The organism is Streptomyces sp. NPDC047880, from assembly GCF_040706515.1.
In the GTDB taxonomy this organism is placed as follows: domain Bacteria; phylum Actinomycetota; class Actinomycetes; order Streptomycetales; family Streptomycetaceae; genus Streptomyces.
Genome location: NZ_JBEZOK010000018.1, coordinates 47,970 through 65,225, shown reverse-complemented (window position 1 = coordinate 65,225; position 17,256 = coordinate 47,970). Strand labels below are relative to the sequence as shown.

The 17,256-nt window shown below is 71.5% G+C and carries 14 protein-coding genes and 2 pseudogenes; 7 read left to right on the top strand and 9 right to left on the bottom strand.

Annotated elements, in window-relative coordinates:
- Positions 1-69: 69 nt before the first annotated feature.
- The 4 genes and pseudogenes from AB0937_RS25205 to AB0937_RS25190 all read right to left on the bottom strand — a co-directional run.
- Complete coding sequence (locus AB0937_RS25205; protein ID WP_366714447.1) at positions 70-2,199, bottom strand: 3-hydroxyacyl-CoA dehydrogenase NAD-binding domain-containing protein; 2,130 nt, start codon at positions 2,197-2,199, stop codon at positions 70-72.
- A complete protein-coding gene (locus AB0937_RS25200; RefSeq protein WP_366714446.1) occupies positions 2,196-3,413 on the bottom strand; it encodes an acetyl-CoA C-acyltransferase in 1,218 nt (405 codons plus the stop codon). The genes AB0937_RS25205 and AB0937_RS25200 overlap by 4 nt, the downstream gene beginning before the upstream one ends.
- 120 nt (positions 3,414-3,533) lie before the next feature.
- Positions 3,534-4,577, bottom strand: a complete 1,044-nt coding sequence (locus AB0937_RS25195; protein WP_366714445.1) for a LacI family DNA-binding transcriptional regulator — start codon at positions 4,575-4,577, stop codon at positions 3,534-3,536.
- Positions 4,574-4,852, bottom strand: a pseudogene (locus AB0937_RS25190) (glycoside hydrolase family 2 protein); the annotation flags it as partial. The pseudogene AB0937_RS25190 and the gene AB0937_RS25195, both read right to left, overlap by 4 nt.
- Here AB0937_RS25190 and AB0937_RS25185 point away from each other — a divergent pair.
- The 3 genes and pseudogenes from AB0937_RS25185 to AB0937_RS25175 all read left to right on the top strand — a co-directional run.
- Positions 4,847-5,746 (top strand): annotated as a pseudogene (locus AB0937_RS25185) (ABC transporter substrate-binding protein); the annotation flags it as partial. The pseudogenes AB0937_RS25190 and AB0937_RS25185 sit on opposite strands and share 6 nt — an antisense overlap.
- A complete protein-coding gene (locus tag AB0937_RS25180; RefSeq protein ID WP_366714444.1) occupies positions 5,746-6,696 on the top strand; it encodes a sugar ABC transporter permease in 951 nt (316 codons plus the stop codon). The pseudogene AB0937_RS25185 and the gene AB0937_RS25180, both read left to right, overlap by 1 nt.
- Complete coding sequence (locus AB0937_RS25175; protein WP_366714443.1) at positions 6,693-7,523, top strand: carbohydrate ABC transporter permease; 831 nt, start codon at positions 6,693-6,695, stop codon at positions 7,521-7,523. The genes AB0937_RS25180 and AB0937_RS25175 overlap by 4 nt, the downstream gene beginning before the upstream one ends.
- Positions 7,524-7,604: 81 nt before the next feature.
- Here AB0937_RS25175 and AB0937_RS25170 read toward each other — a convergent pair whose 3' ends face one another.
- The 3 genes from AB0937_RS25170 to AB0937_RS25160 all read right to left on the bottom strand — a co-directional run bounded on the left by AB0937_RS25170 (position 7,605) and on the right by AB0937_RS25160 (position 10,760).
- Positions 7,605-8,894 carry a ribonuclease D gene (locus AB0937_RS25170; protein ID WP_366714442.1) on the bottom strand — a complete coding sequence of 430 codons (1,290 nt, stop codon included), beginning with the start codon at positions 8,892-8,894 and terminating at the stop codon, positions 7,605-7,607.
- 185 nt (positions 8,895-9,079) lie between these two features.
- Positions 9,080-9,742, bottom strand: coding sequence for a response regulator transcription factor (locus AB0937_RS25165; protein ID WP_003993737.1), 663 nt, complete (start codon positions 9,740-9,742; stop codon positions 9,080-9,082).
- Positions 9,743-10,085: 343 nt separating this feature from the next.
- Positions 10,086-10,760: a DUF3000 domain-containing protein gene (locus AB0937_RS25160; protein WP_366714441.1), complete on the bottom strand. Its 675-nt coding sequence runs from the start codon at positions 10,758-10,760 to the stop codon at positions 10,086-10,088.
- A 102-nt stretch (positions 10,761-10,862) separates the two neighbouring features.
- Here AB0937_RS25160 and hemE point away from each other — a divergent pair, with 102 nt between their 5' ends.
- Positions 10,863-11,930: a uroporphyrinogen decarboxylase gene (hemE, locus tag AB0937_RS25155; protein ID WP_366714440.1), complete on the top strand. Its 1,068-nt coding sequence runs from the start codon at positions 10,863-10,865 to the stop codon at positions 11,928-11,930.
- Between the two features lie 114 nt (positions 11,931-12,044).
- Complete coding sequence (locus AB0937_RS25150; RefSeq protein WP_366714439.1) at positions 12,045-12,377, top strand: hypothetical protein; 333 nt, start codon at positions 12,045-12,047, stop codon at positions 12,375-12,377.
- Positions 12,378-12,501: 124 nt separating this feature from the next.
- On the opposite strand, the gene AB0937_RS25145 is transcribed toward AB0937_RS25150, so the two are convergent.
- Positions 12,502-13,890 carry an FAD-dependent oxidoreductase gene (locus tag AB0937_RS25145; RefSeq protein ID WP_366714438.1) on the bottom strand — a complete coding sequence of 463 codons (1,389 nt, stop codon included), beginning with the start codon at positions 13,888-13,890 and terminating at the stop codon, positions 12,502-12,504.
- Between the two features lie 27 nt (positions 13,891-13,917).
- Positions 13,918-14,901, bottom strand: a complete 984-nt coding sequence (locus tag AB0937_RS25140; protein WP_366714437.1) for a DUF4349 domain-containing protein — start codon at positions 14,899-14,901, stop codon at positions 13,918-13,920.
- A 159-nt stretch (positions 14,902-15,060) separates the two neighbouring features.
- On the opposite strand from AB0937_RS25140, the gene hemG reads away from it, so the two are divergent.
- Together hemG and hemQ are read left to right on the top strand one after the other, a co-directional pair.
- Positions 15,061-16,506, top strand: a complete 1,446-nt coding sequence (gene hemG, locus AB0937_RS25135) for a protoporphyrinogen oxidase (protein ID WP_366714436.1) — start codon at positions 15,061-15,063, stop codon at positions 16,504-16,506.
- Between the two features lie 5 nt (positions 16,507-16,511).
- Positions 16,512-17,255 (top strand): hydrogen peroxide-dependent heme synthase, encoded by a 744-nt coding sequence (hemQ, locus tag AB0937_RS25130; RefSeq protein ID WP_366714435.1) that lies wholly within the window; start codon positions 16,512-16,514, stop codon positions 17,253-17,255.
- The last annotated feature ends 1 nt before the right edge of the window (position 17,256 follow it).

Below are 17,256 nucleotides of genomic sequence, written 5' to 3'. Positions count from 1 at the left end.
CGGCATACAGAAAGGGGGGCGGGTGCACGGATTGTTACCGTACGCCCCACCCCCCTCAGGGGTAACGCGTTACGCCGGGACGCTCGCGACGCCCTGCGCCAGGAACCTCTTGCCGTTCACGCGCTCGGAGACACCCTCGCGGTCCAGGTACGGCGTGATGCCGCCCAGGTGGAAGGGCCAGCCGGCGCCCGTGATGAGGCACAGGTCGATGTCCTGCGCCTCGGCGACGACGCCCTCGTCGAGCATGATGCCGATCTCCTGCGCCACCGCGTCGAGCACGCGGTCGCGGACCTGCTCCTCCGTCAGGACGGTGTCGCCCTGCTTCAGCAGCGCGGCGACCTCGGGGTCCAGCTCCGGCTTGCCGGAGTCGTAGACGTAGAAGCCGCGCTTGCCCGCCTTGACGACGGCCGCGAGGTTCGGGGAGACCGTGAAGCGGTCCGGGAAGGCCCGGTTGAGGGTCTCGGAGACGTGCAGACCGATCGCGGGGCCCACCAGCTCCAGCAGGACCAGCGGGGACATCGGCAGACCGAGCGGCTCCACGGCCTTCTCGGCGACCTCGACCGGCGTGCCCTCGTCGATGACGTTCTGGATCTCGCCCATGAAGCGGGTCAGGATGCGGTTCACGACGAACGCCGGGGCGTCCTTGGTGAGGACCGCGGTCTTCTTCAGCTTCTTGGCGACGGCGAAGGCCGTGGCCAGCGAGGCGTCGTCGGTCTTCTCGCCGCGGACGATCTCCAGGAGCGGGAGGACCGCCACCGGGTTGAAGAAGTGGAAGCCCACGACCCGCTCGGGGTTCTTGAGCTTCGACGCCATCTCGGAGACCGACAGCGAGGAGGTGTTCGTCGCGAAGATGGCGTGCGCCGGGGCGACCGCCTCGACCTCCGCGAACACCTGCTGCTTGACGCCGATCTCCTCGAAGACCGCCTCGATGATGAAGTCGGCGTCCGCGAAGCCCTCGGCCTTGTCCAGCACACCGGACACCAGCGCCTTGAGGCGGTTGGCCTTGTCCTGGTTGATGCGGCCCTTGCCGAGCAGCTTGTCGATCTCGGCGTGGACATAACCCACGCCCTTGTCGACGCGCTCCTGGTCGATGTCGGTCAGCACGACCGGCACCTCGAGGCGGCGCAGGAACAGCAGCGCGAGCTGGCTGGCCATCAGACCGGCGCCGACGACACCGACCTTGGTGACCGGGCGGGCCAGGTTCTTGTCCGGGGCGCCGGCCGGGCGCTTGCCGCGCTTCTGCACCAGGTTGAAGGCGTAGATGCCGGAGCGCAGTTCGCCGCCCATGATGAGGTCGGCGAGAGCCTTGTCCTCGGCGTCGTAGCCCTGCTGGAGGTCGCCGTTCTTGGCGGCGGCGATGATGTCCAGGGCGCGGTAGGCGGCCGGGGCGGCGCCGTGCACCTTGGAGTCCGCGATGAAGCGGCCCTTGGCGACGGCCTGGTCCCAGGCCTCGCCGCGGTCGATGACCGGGCGCACGATCTCCAGCTCGCCCTTGAGGACGGCCGCGGTCCAGATCAGCGACTGCTCCAGGAAGTCCGCGCCCTCGAAGATCGCGTCGGCGATCCCGAGCTCGAAGACCTGCTTGCCCTTGAGCTGCTTGTTCTGGTTGAGGCTGTTCTCGATGATCACCGAGACGGCCTTCTCGGGGCCGATCAGGTTCGGCAGCAGGGCGCAGCCGCCCCAGCCCGGGACCAGACCGAGGAAGACCTCGGGCAGCGAGAACGCCGGCAGGGCCGCGGAGACGGTGCGGTAGGTGCAGTGCAGACCGACCTCGACACCGCCGCCCATCGCGGCGCCGTTGTAGTACGCGAAGGTCGGCACGGCCAGCTTCGACAGCCGCTTGAAGACCTCGTGGCCGCCCTTGCCGATGGCGAGGGCGTGCTCGTACTCCTTGAGGATCTCCACGCCCTTGAGGTCGGCGCCGACCGCGAAGATGAACGGCTTGCCGGTGAGGCCGACGCCGACGATCTCGCCGTCCGCGGCCTCCTTCTCGACCTGGTCGATGGCGGCGTTGAGGTTCGCCAGCGAGGCCGGGCCGAAGGTGGTCGGCTTGGTGTGGTCGTGGCCGTTGTCCAGGGTGATCAGGGCGAAGCGCCCGGCACCGAGGGGGAGGTCGAAGTGGCGTACGTGCGCACTCGTGACGACCTCGTCCGGGAACAGCTCGGAAGCCTGCTTGAGAAGCTCGGCGGTGGTGCTCACTTGTCCCCCTCGAAGTGCGGGTTCTCCCAGATGACCGTCGCGCCCATGCCGAAGCCGACGCACATGGTGGTCAGGCCGTAGCGGACGTGCGGCTGCTCCTCGAACTGGCGGGCCAGCTGCGTCATCAGGCGGACGCCGGAGGAGGCCAGCGGGTGGCCGAACGCGATGGCGCCGCCGTACTGGTTGACGCGCTCGTCGTCGTCGGCGATGCCGTAGTGGTCCAGGAAGGCCAGGACCTGGACGGCGAAGGCCTCGTTGATCTCGAACAGGCCGATGTCGGAGATCGACAGACCCGCCTGGGCCAGCGCCTTCTCCGTCGCCGGGATCGGGCCGTAACCCATGACCTCAGGCTCCACGCCCGCGAAGGAGTAGGAGACCAGGCGCATCTTCACGGGGAGGTCGTGCTCCCGCGCGAAGTCCTCGGAGGCGATGAGCGAGGCGGTGGCGCCGTCGTTCAGACCGGCCGCGTTGCCGGCGGTGACCCGGCCGTGGACGCGGAACGGGGTCTTCAGGCCCTGGAGGTTCTCCAGGGTCGTGCCCGGGCGCATCGGCTCGTCGGCGGTGACCAGGCCCCAGCCCGTCTCACCGGCCTCGGCGTTGGTGCGGCGCACCGAGACCGGCACCAGGTCGGCCTGGATCTTGCCGTTGGCGTACGCCTTGGCGGCCTTCTCCTGGGAGCGCACGGCGTACTCGTCGGCACGCTGCTTGGTGATCTGCGGGTAGCGGTCGTGCAGGTTCTCCGCGGTCATGCCCATGAAGAGAGCCGACTCGTCGACCAGCTTCTCGGAGACGAACCGCGGGTTCGGGTCCACGCCCTCGCCCATGGGGTGACGGCCCATGTGCTCGACGCCGCCCGCGATGGCGATGTCGTAGGCGCCGAAGGCCACGGAACCGGCGACCGAGGTGACGGCGGTCAGGGCGCCGGCGCACATGCGGTCGATGGAGTAGCCCGGCACGGACTGGGGGAGACCGGCGAGGATCCCGGCGGTACGGCCGATGGTCAGGCCCTGGTCGCCGATCTGCGTGGTCGCGGCGATGGCGACCTCGTCGATCTTCTTCGGGTCGAGTCCGGGGTTGCGGCGCAGCAGCTCCCGGATCGCCTTCACGACGAGGTCGTCGGCGCGGGTCTCGTGGTAGATGCCCTTCGGGCCCGCCTTGCCGAACGGGGTGCGGACGCCGTCGACGAAGACGACGTCCCTGACGGTACGAGGCACGATGGCTCTCCTCCAGGGTCAGGATCTGCATTGCTGCTGCGATGCGCTGAGCGCGCGCTCAGGCCCATGCTACTTATGAGTAACGTAGCTGCACAGTCCTGGCGGGGGGAGCGGTGAAGGTCACACCTTCGGAGGTGCCGTGGACCCTCTCGGCGTCAGTACCGGCGTGGGCACGGGGTGTGATCCGGCCGCTTCCGCGCCCCCGGTGATCACCGAGAACAACGTCCGGGCCACCTCCGCTCCAAAACCGTGCACGTCATGACTCATCGCCGACAGCGTCGGGTGCGTCAGCCGGCACAGCTGCGAGTCGTCCCAGGCCAGCAGCGACACGTCCGCCGGCACCCGCAGCCTCATCTCCGCCGCCACCGACAGGCCCGCCACCGCCATGATGTCGTTGTCGTACACGATCGCGGTCGGCCGGTCGGCCGCCGCCGCGGTCAGCAGCGAGCGCGTCGCCCGCGCCCCCGCGTCCCCCGAGAAGTCCGTCGCGACCTGCCACGCCCCGGCCAGCGCCAGCGCTCCCGCCGCCTCGTCGAACGCCGCCGTCCGGATCGCCGTGTGCCCGAGGTCCGCCGCACCGCCCACCCGGGCGATCCGCCGGTGCCCCAGGGCGGCCAGATACCGCACCGCCTCCGTCACGGCCGTGGCGTCGTCCGTCCACACCGACGTGAGCCCCCCGGTCAGCGAGGGATGCCCGACGGCCACCACCGGCATCCCGAGGCGCTCCGTCAGGGCCACCCGGGGATCGTCGGCGCGGAAGTCGACGAGGATCGACCCGCCGATCTGCCGCGCTCGCCACCACGTCTCCTGGACGCCCACCTCCTCGTCCATGTTCCGCACCAGTCGCAGCAGCAGCGAGCTGGAGTGCTCGGCCAGCACGCTCTGCACACCGGACACGAACTCCATGTACCAGGGTTCGAGCCCCAGGACCCGGGCCGGCCGGCACACCGCCAGTCCCACCACGTCCACGCGCGATCCGGCCAGGGTCCGAGCGGTGAGGCTCGGTGCCCAGCCCAGGTCGCGCGCCGCCCGGAAGATCCGGTCCCGGGTGGCTTCCGAAAGCCCCGGCTTGTGGTTGAACGCGAGGGAGACGGCACCCTTGGACACGCCGGCCCGCGCGGCGACGTCCTTGATGGTGACGCGGGGGGTCGGCGTTGCCGTCATCGGGTGGGCTCCACGCAGTACAGGGCCGAACGGGCGGTCTTCGCGTCCGGAGTCTTCCAGCCGCGCACCCCGATGGTCACCTCTTCGCCCGGCAGCAGGGTCACCAGCCCCCGGTCGGCCCGCGCCCCCGGCTCCAGCCGGTCGGCCTGGAGCAGCAGGTCCCGGACCAGGGTGCGGGTGGTCACGGTGACGCCACCCGGCGCGAGCCTGACGTCGAACTCCGGAGCGGGGTAGGGGACGTCGCGGTCGGGCACCGGGAAGTGCAGCGCGGCAAGGTCTACGGCCGGAGCCCGCTCGGCGCGGTCCCCGGGTTCGTCTACAACAAGAAGGTCTGGAAGGAGGCCGGGGTCACCGACTGGCCCACCACACCGGCCGAGTTCCTCGCCGCCCTCAAGGCGGTCAAGTCGAAGACCGACGCGATCCCCTACTACACCAACTTCAAGGACGGGTGGCCGCTCAGCCAGTGGACGGGGGTCCGAGGTTCGGTCAGCTGCGACGAGCAGGCCACCACCCTGTGGGCCGAGGGCAACCCCTGGTCCGAGGGCGGCGAACTGCGGGTGGCGGACGAGCTGCTGTACGACATCGTGCACGAGGGACTCGTCGAGAAGGACCCGACGACCACCAACTGGGAGGCGTCCAAGCCCAGGCTGGCCAAGGGCGAGATCGCCACCATGTGGCTCGGCTCCTGGGCGGTCATCCAGATGCGGGGCGCGGCGAAGCAGGCCGGCACCGACCCGGACGACATCGGGTTCATGCCCTTCCCCGCCCAGAAGGACGGCACGTTCTGCGCGGTGACGTCGCCCGACTACAACCAGGCCGTCAACCTCCACTCCTCGCACAAGGAGGCCGCCCGCGCCTGGATCGACTGGTTCACCGACAAGTCCGGCTACGCCCAGGACAACCTGGCGCTGTCCCCGCTCAAGGACGCCCCGCTGCCCGGCGTCCTGAAGCCCTACGAGCAGGCGGGCGTCAAACTCCTCGACCTCGACGACAGCAAGGGCGCCGAGCTGAAGACCGTCGAGAGCCGGTCCGAGGCCGGCATCAGCACGCCCGACTACCGCAAGGAACTCGTCGACATGGCCCGCGGCGCCAGGAAGGGCGATCCGGACGACTTCCTCGACGGCCTCGGCGAGAGGTGGACCGAGGCTCAGAAGTCGCTGGGGTCCTGATGACGGGCACCACCGAGACGGCGGCCGCCGAGGCCGCCCCGGGGGCGGTCGCCGCCCCCGCTCCGGCCCCCGCCCCGCGCCGGGCGCGTCTGTGGCGCGGGGCCACCCCCTGGCTCTTCCTGGCCGCTCCGCTGGCCCTCCTGATCGTCTTCACCTACGCGCCGATCGCCAACATGGTCGCGTACAGCTTCACCGACTGGGACGGAGTGAGCCCCGAACTGCACTGGACGGGCACCGAGAACTACGCCGAACTCTTCACCCGGCCGCAGCTGTTCGAGGTCTTCTGGGTCAGCGGCTACTACCTGGTGGCCTCCGTCGTGCAGATCGTGGCCGCGCTCTACTTCGCCACGATCCTCAGCTTCGACGTCCGCTTCCGTAACTTCTTCAAAGGGATGTTGTTCTTCCCGTACCTGATCAACGGCGTGGCGATCGGCTTCGTCTTCCTCTACTTCTTCCAGGACGGCGGCACCCTCGACTCGGTGCTGAGCCTGTCCGGCGTGGAGAGCGACCGCGCCTGGCTCGGCACCCCGGAGTCGGCGAACACCTCCCTGGCCGCCGTCTCCGTCTGGCGCTACCTGGGCCTGAACTTCGTTTTGTTCCTCGGCGCGATCCAGTCGATCCCCGGGGAGCTGTACGAGGCGGCCGAACTGGACGGCGCCAACCGCTGGCACCAGTTCCGCCACATCATCGCGCCGGGCATCAGGCCGGTCCTGAGCCTGACGGTGATCCTCTCGATCTCCGGTTCGCTCTCGGTCTTCGAGATCCCGTACATCATGACCGGAGGGGCGACCGGCACCGAGACGTTCGTGATCCAGACCGTGAAGCTGGCGTTCCAGTTCAACAAGACGGGGCTGGCCTCGGCGGCCGCGGTCGTGCTGCTGCTGATCGTCCTGGCGGTGACCTGGGTGCAGCGGCGCCTCGCCCCCGACGACAAGGCGGACCTCGTATGACACGCCGCGCGGTGGCCCGCGTCCTCGTGTACCTGTCCCTGATCGCCGCGACCGCGGTGGTCCTGCTCCCGCTGGGCGCGGTCTTCCTGACGTCCCTGAAGACCGGGAAGGAGATGGCGGACGGCAGCGGAGCGCTCGCGCTGCCCGATGATCCGTTCAACGTCGACAACTACGTGACGGCGTTCCAGGACGGCCGGATGCTCCCGGCCTTCGGCAATACGGCCGTCATCCTGCTCGTCGCCATCGGCGGCACGGTCCTCATCGGCTCGATGACGGCCTACGCCATCGACCGCTTCCGGTTCCGTTTCCGCGCCTGGGTCCTGGCCCTGTTCCTGGTCGCCGCGCTGGTCCCCGGCGTGACCACCCAGGTGGCCACCTTTCAGATCGTCAACAGCTTCGGCCTGTTCGACAGCCTCTGGGCGCCGATCGCGCTCTACACGGGCACGGACATCGTCTCGATCTACATCTTCCTGCAGTTCGTCCGGTCCATCCCGGTCTCGCTGGACGAGTCGGCCCGCATCGACGGCGCCAACGCCTTCACGGTCTACCGCAAGGTCATCTTCCCGCTGCTGAAACCGGCGATCGCGACGGTCATGATCGTGAAGGGGATCACCGTCTACAACGACTTCTACATCCCCTTCATCTACATGCCCTCGGAAGATCTTGGCGTGATCTCGACGTCGCTGTTCCGCTTCAAGGGCCCGTTCGGAGCCCACTGGGAGACGATCTCGGCGGGAGCGATCCTGGTGATCGTCCCCACTCTGGTCGTCTTCCTGCTCCTCCAGCGGTTCATCTACAACGGTTTCACCCGAGGTGCCACGAAGTAGAGGCCCCTCGGGGGCGCGGGGAACCGCGCGACAAGCCGAAGACATCCCCCAGCCGCCGTACGACGCGAAGCCCTACGGCGGCTAGGCCTCCTTGGCGGACAGCGCCGTCACGAGAACCGGCGTCACCTGCTCCACCTGCCACGGCCGGGCGCCGTGCCCGGCCAGAGCGGCGGCAACCGACTCCGGGTCCACCACCGCCGGAGGCTCCCAGCACACCCGCCGCACCGTGTCCGGGGTGATCAGGTTCTCCTGCGGCATGTTCAGCTGCTCGGCCAGCGCCGTCACCCCGGCCCGTGCCGCGGACAACCGTGCCGCGGCCGTGGGGTCCTTGTCGGCCCAGGCGCGCGGCGGCGGAGGGCCGGCCACCGGCTGCCCCGGCTGAGGCAACTGCGCCTCGCTCAGCGCCTTCGCCCGGTCCACCGCCGCCTGCCACTGCTCCAGCTGCCGCTTGCCGACACGGTGGCCGAAACCGTTCAGCGCGGCCAGCGCGTGCACATTGGCCGGAAGCGCCAGCGCGGCCTCGACGATGGCCGCGTCCCCGAGCACCTTGCCCGGCGAGACGTCCCGCCGCTGCGCGATCCGGTCCCGGGTCTGCCACAGCTCCCGTACGACGGCCAGCTGCCGCCGCCGGCGCACCTTGTGCATGCCGGACGTACGCCGCCACGGGTCCTTGCGGGGCTCCGGCGGGGGAGCCGAGGCGATCGCGTCGAACTCCTGGCGGGCCCATTCGAGCTTGCCCTGCCGGTCCAGCTCCTTCTCCAGCGCGTCGCGCAGGTCGACGAGCAGCTCGACGTCCAGCGCCGCGTAGCGCAACCAGGGCTCGGGCAGGGGCCGGGTCGACCAGTCGACCGCGGAGTGGCCCTTCTCCAGGACGAAGCCCAGCACGCTCTCGACCATCGCGCCGAGGCCGACCCGGGGGAACCCGGCGAGCCGACCGGCCAGCTCCGTGTCGAACAGGCGGGTGGGCACCATGCCTATCTCGCGCAGGCAGGGCAGGTCCTGGGTGGCGGCGTGCAGCACCCACTCGACGCCCGACAGGGCGTCACCGAGGGCGGACAGGTCGGGGCAGGCCACGGGGTCGATCAGGGCCGTCCCGGCGCCCTCGCGGCGCAGCTGGACGAGGTAGGCGCGCTGCCCGTAGCGGTAGCCGGACGCACGCTCGGCATCCACGGCGACGGGCCCGGACCCCGCCTCGAAGGCGGCGATCACCCGGGCCAGGGCGGTCTGGTCCGCGATGACGGGCGGAATGCCCTCACGCGGCTCCAGCAGAGGGATCGGCGCCTCCGTAACAGAAGATCCGCCGTCGTCCGGAGGGGCGCCTCCGGTGGTTCGCAGTGAGCTGTCTGCTGCGGTGTCGTGGGCGTCGGTCACCTGTCAAGGGTATCCATGTATGGACAGCGCCCGCCGACGGAACGTTCCGTCGGCGGGCGCCCGAGGGTCGCAAACCAGTCATGTCGGGGAAGCGGCGGGTTCACGAACCGTGAGTGATGTGAACGGGGCCGGCGTCCGGTCCCGCGTCACGTGAGGGAAGGATCACGAAGGGTCGTGGGCGTGGGTCAGTGGATGATCCCGGTCCGCAGCGCCACCGCGACCATGCCGGCGCGGTCACCCGTGCCGAGCTTGCGGGCGATGCGGGCGAGGTGGCTCTTGACGGTCAGGGCGGACAGGCCCATCGAGACGCCGATCGCCTTGTTCGACTGGCCTTCCGCGACCAGTCGCAGCACCTCGACCTCGCGGCCGGACAGTTCGCGGTAGCCGCCCGGGTGGCTCGGGGCACCCGGGGGGCGGCGGTGCAGTCGTGCGGCGGCGGCGCCGATGGGGGCGGCGCCCGGCCGGGTGGGGAGCCCGACGTTGGTGCGGGTGCCGGTGACGACGTAACCCTTCACGCCGCCGGCGAGTGCGTTGCGCACGGCACCGATGTCGTCGGCGGCGGAGAGGGCGAGCCCGTTGGGCCAGCCCGCGGCGCGGGTCTCCGACAGCAGCGTGAGGCCGGAGCCATCCGGCAGGTGGACGTCTGCGACACAGATGTCGCGGGGGTTGCCGATGCGGGGACGAGCCTCCGCGATGGACGAGGCCTCGATGACGTCGCGCACACCGAGGGCCCACAGGTGGCGGGTGACGGTGGAGCGGACGCGCGGGTCGGCCACGACCACCATGGCGGTCGGCTTGTTCGGGCGGTAGGCGACCAGGCTTGCGGGCTGCTCGAGGAGAACGGACACCAGGCCTCCTGGGGTGCGGGACGGGGCCGGCTCGTGGGGGGTGAAGCCGGGACGAACCGTGCTTTCAAGGTCACAGTCGTCTTCGGCACCGAATCCGTCCGCCTTTAGAGAATGATCACGATTCAGTGATAACAATCCGTGCAATTCGGACACGCGGTCGATCATTCGAAGGTCGGACGGTTTCGGTCTGCGTCGGTACGCGGTCGAAAGTGGCCGTATCGACAAAGTGATTCGGCCAAGAGGGGTACTGAGGTGTGATCGTCGACCGGACATGGTTGACCGCCCCGCACAAGGTCGATCAGTGCGGGGCGGTCAGAGGTCGATCGGGCAGGTCAGGGGGCGGTCAGCGGGACTGCGGGCCCCGTCGCTGCGGCAGCGTCACCACCGACGCGTCTCCGGGAACGGCCGGGGGCAGCCCCGCGATCTGGGCGAGCAGATCGCACCAGGCCGCCAGGTGCGCCGCCGTGTCGGGAACGCCGCCCAGACCCTCCCGCGGCGTCCACGACGCACGGATCTCGATCTGCGAGGCGGCCGGGCGCGCCGACAGCCCGCCGAAGTAGTGGGAGCTCGCCCGCGTGACGGTGCCGCTCGGCTCGCCACCGGTCAGCCCCCGCGCCTGGAGCGCGCCCGTCAGCCAGGTCCAGCACACCTCCGGCAGCAGGGGATCCGCCGCCATCTCCGGCTCCAGCTCCGCGCGCACCAGCGTCACCAGCCGGAACGTGCCCCGCCAGGCGTCGTGCCCGGCCGGGTCGTGCAGCAGCACCAGCCGGCCGTCGGCCAGGTCCTGGTCGCCGTCGACGACCGCGGCCTCCAGCGCGTAGCTGTGAGGAGCGAGACGCCTCGGCGCGGGCGTCGGCTCGACCTCGATCTGGGGCCGCAGCCGCGCCGCCTTGAGCGCGTCGACGGCGGCCCGGAAGGGCAGCGGGGCGGAGTCCGCCTCCCGCCGGTCGTTCTCGGTGTCCTTCGCTTCGTCCATTCCGCCAGCGCCGTCCGACAGTCGTCCCTGAGCCGCAGCCATGCGGGAAGATTACGGGGACCCGGGCCCGGGTGCCGGGCTAGACACCCCGCGCCTCTCCAGGGGCTGAATCACGCCGTTCCGCGCCGTGCGAAACTTGGCCCCGTGAGTGCCAACGACGCCCCTCGGGCCCAGCAGCCGTCCGCCCCGTACGACTCCGCCTTCCTCAAGGCCTGCCGGCGCGAGCCCGTACCGCACACACCGGTGTGGTTCATGCGACAGGCCGGGCGCTCACTGCCGGAGTACCGCAAGGTGCGCGAGGGCATCCCGATGCTCGAGTCCTGCATGCGGCCCGAGCTGGTCACCGAGATCACGCTCCAGCCGGTGCGCCGGCACGGCGTGGACGCGGCGATCTACTTCAGCGACATCGTCGTCCCGCTCAAGGCCATCGGCATCGACCTCGACATCAAGCCCGGCGTCGGCCCGGTCGTCGAGCGCCCCATCCGCACCCGCGCGGACCTCGCGCAGCTGCGCGACCTGACCCCCGAGGACGTCTCCTACGTCACGGAGGCCATCGGCCTGCTCACCCGCGAGCTCGGCGCCACACCCCTCATCGGCTTCGCCGGCGCCCCCTTCACCCTCGCCAGCTACCTCGTCGAGGGCGGCCCGTCCCGCACGTACGAGAACGCCAAGGCCATGATGTACGGCGACCCGGAGCTCTGGGCCGACCTGCTGGACCGCCTCTCGGACATCACCGCCGCTTTCCTGAAGGTGCAGATCGAGGCGGGTGCCTCGGCGGTCCAGCTGTTCGACTCCTGGGCCGGTGCGCTGGCCCCCGTCGACTACCGCCGCTCGGTGCTGCCGGCCTCGGCGAAGGTCTTCGAGGCGGTCGCCGGGTACGGCGTCCCGCGCATCCACTTCGGCGTCGGCACCGGCGAGCTGCTGGGCCTCATGGGCGAGGCCGGCGCGGACGTCGTCGGCGTCGACTGGCGCGTCCCGATGGACGAGGCCGCACGCCGGGTCGGCCCCGGCAAGGCGCTCCAGGGCAACCTCGACCCGACGGTGCTGTTCGCCCCGACGGAGGCCGTCGAGGCCAAGACCCGTGAGGTCCTGGACTCGGCGAAGGACCTCGAAGGCCACGTCTTCAACCTGGGCCACGGCGTCATGCCGTCCACGGACCCGGACGCCCTCACGCGGCTGGTCGAGCACGTGCACACGCTGACCGCGCGCTGACGCGGGGCCCGATCGGCGGGTTCGGTGAACGCGGCCGCACGGGCGTGCGTATGTGTCGGCAACCGCCCGCGGCGCGGGGAAGGCGGGTCGCGGGGCCGACGTGAGGAACAGGCGATGAACGACCGAGCTAATCCCGCCATGCAGGCACTGCCCGACGGTGAGGCAGAGCTGACGCTGGTGGTGCGGCTGCCCTGGGAGGACGTGGCCCGCCTCGGCCAGGAGGCGGGGCGGCTGGCGACCCAGTTGCGGCGGCCCGTGACGCTGGAGGAGGCGGTGAACCACCGGTTGCGGTCGACCCGGGTGGCCACGCACGCGAAGCCGGCGGGGGAGCAGCCGCCGGCGGTGACGGCGGCTTCGGCGTCGGTGTCGTCGTTGCCGTCGCGGCCGCCGGCGGAGCAGGCGCGGCAGGCGATCGACCGGATCAACGGTACGGCGGGGACGGCGTAAGGATTCGCCGTGGGGGTGCGGGGGCGTCGCCGGGTGCGGGCTGGTTGCGGCTTGCCGCGCCCACGCGGCGGAGCCCGCGCATGGACAGGGCCCCGCGCCCCTGGAGGCGCGGCCCCGCCCCACCTCACAAGGAACCGCGCACTTTCGCCGCCGCCTTGCGGGCCGCCACCAGGACCGGGTCCCAGACCGGTGAGAACGGTGGGGCGTAGCCGAGGTCCAGGGCCGTCATCTGTTCCGCCGTCATGCCCGCGGTGAGGGCGACCGCCGCGATGTCGACCCGCTTGCCCGCGCCCTCCCGGCCGACGATCTGGACGCCGAGGACGCGGCCCGTGCGGTGCTCGGCGAGCATCTTGACCGTCATCGGGGAGGCGTTCGGGTAGTAGCCTGCCCGGCTGGTCGACTCGATGGTGACCGACTCGAAGCGCAGGCCCACCCGGTGGGCGTCCTTCTCGCGCAGGCCCGTGCGGGCGATCTCCAGGTCGCAGACCTTGCTGACCGCCGTGCCGACCACGCCCGGGAAGGTGGCGTAACCGCCGCCGGCGTTGGTGCCGATGACCTGGCCGTGCTTGTTGGCGTGGGTGCCGAGCGGGATGTGCCGCTCCTGGCCCGAGACCAGGTCCAGGACCTCGACGCAGTCGCCGCCGGCCCAGATGTTCTCCCGGCCGCGCACTCGCATCGAGCGGTCGGTGAGGAGACCGCCGTACGGGCCGAGGGGGAGGCCGGCGTCCCGCGCGAGGGCCGTCTCGGGGCGCACGCCGATGCCGAGCACCACGACGTCCGCGGGGAACTCGCGGTCCTGGGTGACCACCGCCCGCACCCGCCCGTCGTCGCCCGTGAGGATCTTCGTGACCTCGGCGTCGTTCACCATCGTGATGCCCAGGCCCTCCATGGCTTCGTGCACCAGGCGGCCCATGTCGGGGTCGAGGGTCGACATGGGTTCGCTGCCGCGGTTGACGACCGTCACCTCGTAGCCGCGCTTGATGAGCGCCTCGGCCATCTCCACGCCGATGTAACCGGCCCCGACGACCACCGCGCGGCGGCCCCGTGTGTGTTCCAGCGTGTCGAGAAGTGCCTGGCCGTCGTCCAGGGTCTGCACCCCGTGCACCCCGGGCGCGTCGGCCCCCGGCATGTCCGGCCGGATCGGGCGGGCGCCGGTCGCGATCACGAGCTTGTCGTACGACGTCCAGGACTCCTCGCCGGAGCCGACGTCCCGGGCGCGTACCCGCTGCCCGCCGAGGTCGAGTTCCACCACCTCGGTGCGCAGCCGCAGGTCGATGTCGCGGGCGCGGTGCTCCTTCGGGGTGCGGGCGACGAGCTGGTCCCGGTCGGTGACGTCACCGCCGACCCAGTAGGGGATGCCGCACGCCGAGTACGACGTGAAGTGGCCCCGTTCGAACGCCACGATCTCCAGCTCGTCGGGGCCCTTCAGGCGGCGCGCCTGGGACGCCGCGGACATGCCCGCGGCGTCACCGCCGATGACGACCAGTCGCTCCCGTGTACGGCTCATGTTCATGTGAACACGCTACGGGAGCAGGGCATTTCAGTCCCGCTCACCCGGCGTTCCCGGCTGCGCGGACTCCGGCGCCGGCCGGGCCGTGGGCAGCGGGCCCGGCACGGCCGCCGCGGTCGCGGGGCGGCGCGGCAGCCGGGGGCGTACGACGCGCAGCCAGAGCCAGACGATCAGCGCGGCCACCGCCGCGAACGGCAGGACGGCGCCGAAGGCCACGGTGAGCCAGCGCAGCATCGTCACGAAGGCGTTCCAGCCGCCCGCGAGCGCGTCCACGAACCCCGGGTCGTCGTCCTTCGTCTCCTTCTTCACCGGGGTCTCGGACAGCGAAAGGGTGACGGTGGCCAGGCTGGTGCGGTCCTTCAGGGACTTCTGCCGGGCGAGCAGCGCCTCCAGGTCGGCCTGGCGGGTGCTCAGTTCGCCCTCCAGGGTGACCACGTCACTGAGCTTGGTGGCCTGGTCCATCAGCTCGCGGATCCGGGCCACGCTGGCGCGCTGCGTCTTGATCCGGCTCTCCACGTCCACGACCTGGTCGGTGACGTCCTCGGCCTTCGCGCTGCGGTCGAGGAGCTTGCCGGCACCCTCCAGTCCGTCGAGGACCTCGTCGTACTTCTCGACGGGCACGCGCAGCACGACCCGCGTGCGCTCATGGCCCTCGGCGTCCCGGGTGGTGGTCTCGTCGCCGACGTAGCCGCCCGCGTTCTCCACACCGGTGCGGGCCTGCTCCAGGGCCTTCGGAACGTCCTTGACCTGCACGGTCAGGGAGGCCGCGCGGATGATGTGGCCCGGGGTGAGCTTCGGCGGCGCCGTCGCTTTGGAGCCGTTCCCGGTGCCGCCGGGGGCGGCCTCGCCCGAGACGGCCCTGTCGTCCGCCCCGTGGTCCGCGGCCGAGCCGCTGCCGCCCGACGCGTCGTCCCCGGAGCCGCACCCCGTGAGGGCGAGGGCGCCGGCCAGCAGCAGCGCGGCCAGGGCCGGGGCGGTGTGTCGTACGGATCGTCGGGATCGTCGTGTGCGCATGCGGGCATCCCCCCGGAGGTCGATTCTGCTCACGCTTCTTCGACGCCCGGACGGTGCCGATCGTTTGGCCCGGGACGGTTCCGATGCGGTCACGGTCGGGACTCGTGAAGGACACCGGGGCGCGGCGGCGCTGTCGGTGGGGTCTGAGAGGCTGGGGGCATGCGCGAAGTTCAAGGGCGGGTCGTCGTCATCGGAGCGGGTATCGCGGGGCTGGCCGCCGCGCACCGGCTGCTGGACCGCGGGGCGCGGGTGACCGTGCTGGAGGCGTCCGGCCGGGCCGGCGGCAAGCTGCTGCCCGGGGAGGTCGCGGGCGCCCGTGTGGACCTCGGCGCCGAGTCGATGCTGGCCCGCCGCCCCGAGGCGGTGGCACTCGCCCGCGAGGTGGGCCTCGCCGACCGTCTCCAGCCCCCGGCCACGGCGACGGCCTCGCTGTGGACCCGCGGCGCCCTGCGCCCCTTCCCCAAGGGGCATGTGATGGGTGTGCCCGGCACCGCGTCCGCTCTGGCCGGCGTGGTGTCCGAGGAGGGCCTCGCCCGCATCGAGCGGGACGCCGAACTGCCCCGCACCGAGGTCGGCGACGACGTGGCGGTCGGGGAGTACGTGGCGCGGCGCCTCGGCCGCGAGGTCGTCGACCGTCTCCTGGAGCCCATGCTGGGCGGGGTGTACGCGGGCGACGCGTACCGCATCTCCATGCGCTCGGCCGTCCCGCAGCTCTTCCAGGTGGCCCGGATCCACACCTCCCTGACCGAAGGGGTCCGGGAGCTCCAGGCCAAGGCGGCGGCGGCCGGGCAGACCGGCCCGGTGTTCATGGGCATCCGGGGCGGCGTCGGCACCCTGCCCCTCGCGGTGGCGGACTCGGTCCTCGCCCGCGGGGGCGAGATCCTCCCCCAGACACCGGGGACGGGACTGCGCCGCACCCCGGAGGGCGGCTGGCAGGTCGCCTCCGGTGACCGCGAGTGGCTCGCGGACGCCGTGGTCGTCGCCGCCCCCGCGCCCGCCGCCGCCCGGCTGCTGCGCGCCGAGTGCCCCGGGGCCGCCGCCGAGCTCGACGGCGTCGAGTACGCGTCCATGGCCCTGGTCACCCTCGCCTACCGCCGCGGCGAGACGGACCTGCCCGACGGCAGCGGCTTCCTCGTGCCGCCGGTCGACGGACACACCATCAAGGCGTCCACGTTCGCCTCGCAGAAGTGGGGCTGGATCGCCGACGAGAACCCCGACCTGGTCGTCCTGCGTACCTCCGTCGGGCGGTACGGCGAGACGGAGATCCTCCGGCGCGACGACAGCGACCTGGTGGACGTCTCCCGGCACGACCTGAAGGCGGCGACCGGCCTCGACGCCGCCCCCGTCGCCACCCGCGTCACCCGCTGGGACGACGGTCTGCCCCAGTACCCGGTCGGCCACCACGCGCGCGTGGCCCGCATCCGGGAGCACGTCGCCCGCCTGCCCGGCCTCGCCGTGTGCGGCGCCGCGTACGACGGCGTCGGCATCCCCGCCTGCATCGCCAGCGCCTACGCCGCCGTCGACCAGATCCACGGTGACCTGCGGGGTGTGCAGGAGCTCACCGCCCACCCGGTGCAGAGCCTGCACGGCGGAGCGGGAGAATGAGAGGCATGAGTGACGACGCCTCCACCACGGCCTCCAGCGCCGCACCCGACCGCATCGCGAACAAGGGCAAGCTGGCCAAGGACCTCAACGAGGTCATCCGCTACACGCTCTGGTCCGTCTTCAAGCTGAAGGACGTCCTCCCCGAGGAACGCGCCGGGTACGCCGACGAGGTCCAGGAGCTGTTCGACCAGCTCGCCGCCAAGGACGTGACCATCCGCGGCACCTACGACGTCTCGGGCCTGCGCGCCGACGCCGACCTCATGATCTGGTGGCACGCGGAGACCAGCGACGCGCTGCAGGACGCGTACAACCTCTTCCGCCGGACGAAGCTGGGCCGCGCCCTGGAGCCCGTCTGGTCGAACATGGCGCTGCACCGCCCCGCCGAGTTCAACCGCTCGCACATCCCGGCGTTCCTCGCCGACGAGACACCCCGCGACTACGTGAGCGTCTACCCCTTCGTGCGTTCCTACGACTGGTACCTGCTGCCCGACGAGGACCGCCGCCGCATGCTCGCCGACCACGGCAAGATGGCCCGCGGCTACCCGGACGTGCGCGCCAACACCGTCGCCTCGTTCTCCCTCGGCGACTACGAGTGGATCCTCGCCTTCGAGGCCGACGAGCTGTACCGCATCGTCGACCTCATGCGTCACCTGCGCGCCTCGGAGGCCCGCATGCACGTCCGCGAAGAGGTGCCGTTCTACACCGGCCGCCGCAAGGACATCGCCGAGCTGGTCGCCTCGCTGGCCTGAT